This is a genomic window from Paenibacillus plantarum (assembly GCF_013141695.1).
Classification (GTDB): Bacteria; Bacillota; Bacilli; order Paenibacillales; family NBRC-103111; genus Paenibacillus_E; species Paenibacillus_E plantarum.
Window position 1 is genome coordinate 259,791 of record NZ_WHNY01000074.1, and the last position, 8,202, is coordinate 267,992.

The window sequence follows — 8,202 nt, forward strand, 5'->3', positions numbered from 1 at the left end:
CCCTCCTTCATCCTTTGCTTTATTGAATCATCCGTTACGGGGCAGCGATTCCGTCAATTCTTTGTTATCTTTTTGCAGCAAAAAAACAATGGTTCCTATGCACCCGCAAATGGCAGCCGCAATTAACAACCCTGAAATCGGCAAGTAATCGGATAGACCGGTGCTTATTAATGGCGCGATAGAGCCGCGAATACCAAACAGCATTAAGTGCAGGCCGAAAACGACTGCCTCTCTTCCAGGAACAACACGAAAAATATAGGCAAGAATTCCAATATCCCAGATGGCATCGCCTATTCCCTGGATTCCGCTGCCAATAATCACAGCAGGATAATTCCCGAAAATCCCATAAAGTAAAGGAACAATCGCGAACGCTGCTAATCCATAGACCAACGTTTGCTTCGCTGAGAATCTATCAATTACCCAACCAACAACGAAGTATGCCACCAATAAACACACATAATAGGAAATACGCGCAAGCGCAATTTCAATGTTGTTCAACTGCAACTCTCTGACTTGGATGATCTGATATAGGGGACTCGCCAATATGTTACCAAAGCCCGTCAATGTCGTTGCTGCAAAAAATACAACCAGCTCCCGGTGATTTCTCACAAGCTTGAGTTGTTCCTTAAAAGAGGATTTGCGAGCCGATACTGTCGTTGGTAAAGCAATCTCCTTAACGCGGGCTAGGAAAAGAATCGATATAACGCCTGTAATAGCCGCAGTGATCAGCGGTCCACTCGGTCCTGATTTATCTGTCCACGAACCGACTAAGTAAGCAAGTGGAATCATAATAGCTCCCATGGCAACTCGAACGTAGCCCATTAGCCGGCCGCGCAATTCAGGCTGATACATACGTGTAATTAGCGCAGGATAAGCCGGTGCTTGTATGCCCATTAAAAAGTAAAAAATGATGGCCGTCACTACATAGACGCTGGGAGCACCATAAAATGCCGGAAGCAACAATAGCGACCTACCAATTAGATTCGGGATGATGACAAAAGGTTTGGGATTCGATTGTTCGATTCTCCCTGCCCAAATCGGCGAGAACAGCAGTCCAATCGCCGGAGCAGCTGCCAAAATCCCGACTTCCAGATTCGTAGCCCCTTGTCTAATGGCAAGTGCGATGTAAAACTGATTAAAGACCACATTAAAGAGACTGAATAAACAGGCTGCACCAAAATCACTATACAAGTTATGCTTAGTTGCCGGGCTCATCTGTAAGCCTAGTTTTAGAAACACTCTGTTTGCCAGCATGGCTTTACTTCCCCTCATACTTCTCATTCTAAGTTCGCTATTAGCTTCATGATAGCAGGTTTTTCCTGTTCGTTTCTCTCAAAAAAATGACCGCAAAGCTGGCCTTTGCGGACATACCAAAGAGCTCACCATTTATGGTTGAGCTCCTTATATTTAACCTATCATGTCTGGCTTTGCAGTCTCCGATCAAGCTTCCCCTGGACGAACCAAGCATACATGGCAAACCCAGCTAGTAAAGCCACCGCGGTAAGCAAGAAAGGCAGCGAATAATGATTGCCCGCCAAAATGTAGCCCGCCCAGTAGGAAGCGATCGTATTTCCGATGCTGCGGGAGACGGTCCGCATGCCTGCGAAGAGGTTGCGATCTTCCTCCGCTACAGCCGACATGCATTCGCTGTCCATCAAGTTGTTCAGCATCGTGAAGCCCGTTCCGCGAATAAGCAGCAGAATAGCGAATACGGCGGTTGGCATGACGAGCGCCATCAGCGCCACGACAACGATGTTGTAAAGAAACAGGAACACGAACGTCCTGCGGCTCCCCCATCGCTCTACGATGTAAGGCATGACGATTGAGCCGATAAAGAAGAAAAATCCAGACAACGCCAACACGCCGGAGATATTCCCATCCTCCATCTGGAATCGGAATTTCAAGATGACATTCAAGAACGGACTCAGCATCCCGAACGTAAAGCCAGAGCTGAAAATTAGCAGAGAGAGCAGCAACAGGAAATACAGCGCATGCCTTCTCTTTGGCCGCTCCGAGGGCTTCCCTGCTTCGATGCCATTCTTCCCATCTGCTGCGGTGACATTGACTTGTGTCTTGGCATGACTAGACGGCAGCAGCAGTCCCCGCAATATGCCCGAGAGGCCTAAGCATCCGCCAGCCACGAAGAAGGCATATTGGTACATCGTTGTATGTCCGGGCATCCATTCGGGCAGATAACCACCGAGCCACGTACCGAGTCCGGTAAATAACGTAAATATCGCGAACAAGAGCGAATAGGCACTTGTTTCCTCTTTTTTCGTGCGGCAATATTGGAAAATCAATTGAATTTCAGAGTTCAAAATCGCTGTAATACCAAGCGAATACACAAGCTGCGCGACGGTTACCGCGACAATACTGGTCCCGATACCAAAGAGCACGAGTGCAAGGAATGCCAAGAGCATTCCGATGACGAGCATCGTTTTGCGTCCGATAAGCTTCACGATGAACCCAGCGGGCAAGCTGGCCAAGCCAATGGTCAACGCCCCGAGTGATGTAATCTTGCCGATGTCGCCTTTGGTGAAACCGAGGTCTAATAAATGTAAGTTAAGGATAAGGCTAGAGATCCCGACTCCGATGCCAAACAAGCTTTCCGTCGCAATGAACCGCTTCACGTTAGGCGATAAATCACGAACTAAATTTATGGTATACGTCCACATAGATGCACCTTTCTTCATGTTGTCATGGCTCTATCTTACATGGCGAGGGCATCCAAGTTCAAATTTTATTTTACAGATGGTTAATTCTTAGTTCGAGTGTGGCGTGGCCGAGTTGGAGATGTCGCTTATGCAGTTTAACTGGAATAACTCCATCTATTTCCTTCGAAAATTGCTGATTTAGAGGAATAGATGGAGAATATACAGTTAATTATTCCCATTTCTTTGAATTCAGCGATAATCCCTGAAATTAACTGGAGAAAATCCATCTACTTGATGAATTTACGAAATTTCTATTCTTTTACATGCATAAAATCCATCTATTTGTCCAGAAACCAGCGCGGTTCCCTGAATCAATGCCCTCCTCTAATTACTAAACAATTTCAAAATCCGAAGACTCGTGCCCGTGCTGCGTTCATCTTTCTTCCCTGTATGACGAATTGTAATGCGTCTGCTTTGCCGTTCTGCATGAATAGGAAACATCGCTATAATCGGTCGATATGCCCTCAAACACCAATCATCAAACAAAGACATGGAATGAAACGGCTCGTTGTCTATGGCGTACTCGAAATTCCCCGTGTCAGGCCCGCATAGCAGTAACACCCCAGCACGCTGCCCATGCACAGTGAAAGAAAGAGACGCGTCACGGGTATCTGTGTACAAATGGCGTGTGTCATATCGCCAGTTCATAAGCGGTTCTGACGACAACCGCCGCCATTCAAAGCCATCCAAACGATCAGCGAAATCCGCCTCCATCATAGCAGCATATTCGTAATTATTCGGATTAAGCGGAGGAGGGAGCGATACAATCTCCTGTCCGTTGATCCTGTTCGGATCCTTATCGCCGTCCGAATCCTTCCTCTCGACTAACACCTCGTCCAGATACTCCCGCACGAAGGCAGCATACAGCGCATGCCCCGCATCATTGGGATGTACCCGATCCGAAGCGAGCGCATCCCAGATCACTTGATTCGACTGTATCAGCGTGTATACCCTCGCGGCAAAATTAACAGAAGGGATCGCATAATAAGCAGCAACTTCTTCATGTACAGCTATGTTGAATGGCGTGTGATCGGTCAAATTTTTATCCGCTGCCGTGTAGATCAAACAGATATCCGTACGTGGCGAGTGCCGTCTGCATTGGCGTACGATCCCTTCCATGCCTCGAATCGACTCGTCGCGATTGGCACCATCGTTCACACTGAACTCAACGAATAGTAAATCGATCTCACCTTGAGATAAAACGTGCGAATGCAATCGGTGAGCCCCAAATGTAGATGTCGTTCCCCCTACACCAGCATTGATACACGTCACCTTTTCAGACGAAATTTGTTGCTTCAAATAGCTCTCCGTTAAGGCTCGCCAACTCGTTGTCGTGGCATCCGATGCTCCTGCACCTTCGGTAATAGAACCGCCAATAAAAGCGACAACAATCGGCTCATTGCGAAGCAATTTCTCCTTCAAGTGCGGCAGCCTTCCACGATGATTCACGGGATGGTCAGTCCAAGTATAAGTCATAGTACGCGTCTCCTTTGCTCGCAAAAAAATCAAGTGCTCTATGTTTGCACATAAAGCACTTGACCCTTAGATGTCTTATTTTTTATAGGAAGAAGTGTCATATGCTTTTTGTAAAATTTCCAGATAACGTCCTACTTTCAAATTATCCAGTCCTTTCACATAAGCGTCCCAATCCTTCGTCAAATCCTTATTCCCCGTAATAAATTGCAAGGCGTTTTGATCGATATAATTTTTGAGATTCGTTTGGAGAATACTTGCTTCATCGGTTTGTGCAGGATCAACCCATACAGCCCAGGCAGGGTAAATCTCCTTCGGCTCGTGACCTTGGTACAAGAGTGTTGCATTGTACAATCTACGTTCGTAGTTCGCTGAATCATACACATCTGTTCCTTGAACGATGCTATCTCTATATTCACTTGGTTGGTAGAAGTGGCCCATTCCGCTCCAGCCTGCATTATGAGGTGCTTCTCCTTCGACTGCTGGAATAGATGCCATGAGTGGTTTCACGCCTTTACCCAGAGCAACCTCGCCATCTTTCGGCTTTCTCCAGTCGATCCCTTCCATGCCTGACGCCGCATTCGTTTGACCTTCAAATGTAAACATGTAGTCAACCATTTTGATGAGTGTAATCTGCTCTTCTTTCGTAGCTTTATTCGTAATGACGAATTTCGCCCCTGGCGTCAGTCCGCCACCATCATGCGTCGCTAGGGAACCGTGTGGTCCTGTAAGCGGAGGTACTGGATTATAATCGGCCGAGTTTTTGTTTCCTTTATCAATGTTTACGAATATAGCGGGATGCATGCCAGCGCCTACACCAAGAATTTGCGTCCCTGCGTTCTCACCAATTTTCTTGAACGCTTCGGCATTTTGCGTAAATGCTCCTGGATCGATTAACCCTTCGTCATACAAAGATTTAATGTACGCGAGGCCTTCTTTCCACTCTGGCTTGTTCGCAGCTGTATCGACTTTGCCACTCGTCATCGTCAGGTAATTGCGGTCATCATCATAAATGAAACCATTCATGAGAAAAGGAATGATATGCACGCCAAAATCTTCGGTCGATCCGCTTAACGGAACTTCGTCTGCTTTGCCATTACCGTTGGGATCACCCTTCTTGAAGGCTTGAAGTACTTTCTTGAAATCCTCTGTCGTTTTCGGCATCTCGAGATTCATTTTGGATAACCATTTGGTATTGATCCACATTTTATTCGGATACGAACAGTGGAAGCATTGCGTATAGGAACCTAATCCATAAATTTTGCCGTCTGGCGCCGTACTAAAGCTCTTCAGTGTTGCGTCCTTAGCCATAGCAGCTTTGATATTCGGAGCATACTGATCAATTAAATCATTTAAGGGAACTAGAATGCCTTGCTTCCCATATTTAAGAATATCCGCTTGCGAAAACTGGTCGATCCAGGCCGTCAACATATAGGAATCCGGATAATCACCGCTTGCCAGTGAAATCTGTCTCTTCTCTTTGGCACCATCAAACGGGATAATTTCAAAATTAAACTTCGCATTGAATTTGTCTTCCATGAATTTCGTGAATTTGTTCGTTTTCAAGTCAATCGCCGTATCTTGTTGAGCAAACATGCTGATCGCGACAGGACCACTTGCTGAACCTCCTGTTGCTGCCGGAGACACCGACGATGTATCATCCTTCGAGCATGCGGCAAGAAACAAACTAGACATCATGATGACCATTAGTGCGCTTACAAGACCCTTTTTCACATGTATCGCTCCCTTTTTTCATGCATTTAGTATAACCCTGATCTTAGACGGACTACCAGCATTACCTGAAATAATCACCCCTCTCAATGGAATTCACGGTCTTAACCTTTTACAGAACCCACTAACATACCTTGCACGAAAAACCGCTGGACGAACGGATAAATAATCAACACCGGTAGTGTTGTGACGACAATGAGAGAATATTTCAGCGCTTCCGCCAACTGCTGTCTTTCGACTTGCTTCAAGGCATCTGTTGCGTTCGAACTGTTGTTGAGAATGATAATACTGCGCAAAATCAACTGCAGTGGGAACAAACTAGCGGATTTGAGATAGATCAAAGCATCGAAGTACGCGTTCCATTGGCCGACAGCATAAATGAGGATAAGAACGGCGATGATCGGTTTCGATAACGGCACGACGACACTTCTCAGAAATCGGAAATCACTGCAGCCATCAATCTCACTTGCATCAAACAGTTCATCTGGAATCGCAGATTGAAAGAAGGATCTCGTGATGATCACCTGCCATACCCAAATAGCGTTCGGAATGAGCAGCGCCCATCTCGTATCAATCAGTCCCATCTGCTTAACGACCAAGTACGTCGGAATTAATCCACCGCTGAACAGCAGCGTAAATGTGATTAACATCATGAGCACATTTTTGCCAAAGAAGGTTTTACGGGAAAGCGGGTATGCAATCATAATGGTAAGCACGACACTGATGATGGTTCCTACGCTGGTGTAAAATAGGGAATTCGCATAGCCAATGGTCACCTTCTGGTTGTGAATTAACGTATTGTACCCTTTGAGTGACAACTCAACGGGCCACAGCCACACTCTGCCGGAGGTGACAGCTGCTGGACTGCTGAACGAACTGCTGATCACATAGATAAGTGGATATAACACAACAATGAGTAAGAGGCTCAGAAGTACGTAGACGGCAATCAAGAAAATTTTATCTCCTAGCGAATCTTTTACCTTTGCTTTGATCGTAGACATAGCTGCACTCCTTTTTACCAAATACTATGATTCGAAAATTTCCTAGCCAATCTATTCACAACAATGAGCAGGATTAAATTAATCACTGAATTAAATAACCCGACAGCTGTGGCGAAGCTGTAATTCGCATTCAGCAGTCCCACTTTGTACACATAGGTCGCGATAATTTCGGAATTGACCGTATTCAGTGGATTTTGCAATAAATAGACTTTCTCAAAGCCAATCGCCATCACATTACCTACATTCAAGATAAGGACGACGACAATGGTAGGCAAAATGCCAGGTAAATCTACATGGATAATTTTTTGTATCCGTGAAGCACCGTCAACTTTGGCCGCCTCATAGAGGGAAGGATCCACGCCGGCTAAAGCAGCCAAGAAAATGACCGAATAATAGCCCGCCGTCTGCCAAATGTCCGACCACACATAGATCGAACGAAACATGCCGGGTTCTCCTAGAAAATTAATCGAATCCATCCCGAAATGATTCATCACCACGTTCACAAAACCGAGGCGAGGCGCCAGAAAAAGCATAATAATAGACACCATTACAACGGTAGAAATGAAATAAGGTGCAAAGGAAACGAGTTGGACCAGCTTCTTGAAGCGCTGATTGCGCACTTCATTGATCGCGAGCGCCAACAAGATAGGAATCGGGAAACCAACAATTAGCAGGTATCCACTGATAAAAATCGTGTTCTTCACTAATGTCCAGAACAACGGATTTTCAAAAAACAATTGAAAGTTCTTAAACCCTACCCATGGGCTTCCCCAGATCCCTTTCGTGACATTGTAGTCCTTAAAGGCAAGCACCGCGTTCAATATCGGGTAATACTTGAATATAAGGAAATACAACGCGGGTGGAATGATGAGCAGATACAACTGCCAGTGCTTCTTGAAGCTTCTGGTCGCTGCCTCCACGATGCCAAGTCGACTGCTTTTGACCAGCGAACTCTGATTGGTGACTAGTCCTTTATCCAAAACAAAACCCCCTAGATCTTCTGTCTCACAAATGATTGCGCTCTCTTGAGCCTTATTCTAGGGGATTATTGCCTGTAATAGATAGGTACACTTGCGTTATTTCACGTACAATTGGCGGTAAATGGAGGGTACATCTGTCATTGGATCATCCAACTTCGCTTTGGTGGAGGAGCTGTGTGGGGGTGCGGGGCAATGGCATGGACATGGACACTGACTCGATGCATGGGCGTGGGGCGTGGGAACCGGGGCATAGACACAAGTTAATATCTTGGGGTTTTCGGGAAAGTGGCTTTAGTCCGATAT

At 45.9% G+C, this 8,202-nt stretch carries 6 protein-coding genes; all 6 read right to left on the reverse strand.

Annotated elements, in window-relative coordinates; genetic code table 11:
• Nucleotides 1-27: 27 nt before the first annotated feature.
• The 6 genes from GC096_RS28070 to GC096_RS28095 all read right to left on the reverse strand — a co-directional run bounded on the left by GC096_RS28070 (nt 28) and on the right by GC096_RS28095 (nt 7,866).
• A complete protein-coding gene (locus GC096_RS28070; protein WP_171634827.1) occupies nt 28-1,254 on the reverse strand; it encodes an MFS transporter in 1,227 nt (408 codons plus the stop codon).
• 161 nt (nt 1,255-1,415) lie between these two features.
• Entirely contained in the window at nt 1,416-2,693 is a 1,278-nt protein-coding gene (locus tag GC096_RS28075; protein ID WP_171634828.1) for an MFS transporter, read from the reverse strand.
• A gap of 345 nt (nt 2,694-3,038) precedes the next feature.
• Entirely contained in the window at nt 3,039-4,190 is a 1,152-nt protein-coding gene (locus GC096_RS28080) for an SGNH/GDSL hydrolase family protein (RefSeq protein ID WP_171634830.1), read from the reverse strand.
• 75 nt (nt 4,191-4,265) lie between these two features.
• A complete protein-coding gene (locus GC096_RS28085) occupies nt 4,266-5,921 on the reverse strand; it encodes a type 2 periplasmic-binding domain-containing protein (protein ID WP_376769527.1) in 1,656 nt (551 codons plus the stop codon).
• Between the two features lie 101 nt (nt 5,922-6,022).
• Nucleotides 6,023-6,919, reverse strand: coding sequence for a carbohydrate ABC transporter permease (locus tag GC096_RS28090; RefSeq protein ID WP_171634831.1), 897 nt, complete (start codon nt 6,917-6,919; stop codon nt 6,023-6,025).
• A 14-nt stretch (nt 6,920-6,933) separates the two neighbouring features.
• Nucleotides 6,934-7,866: an ABC transporter permease gene (locus GC096_RS28095; RefSeq protein WP_216626286.1), complete on the reverse strand. Its 933-nt coding sequence runs from the start codon at nt 7,864-7,866 to the stop codon at nt 6,934-6,936.
• Nucleotides 7,867-8,202 lie beyond the last annotated feature (336 nt).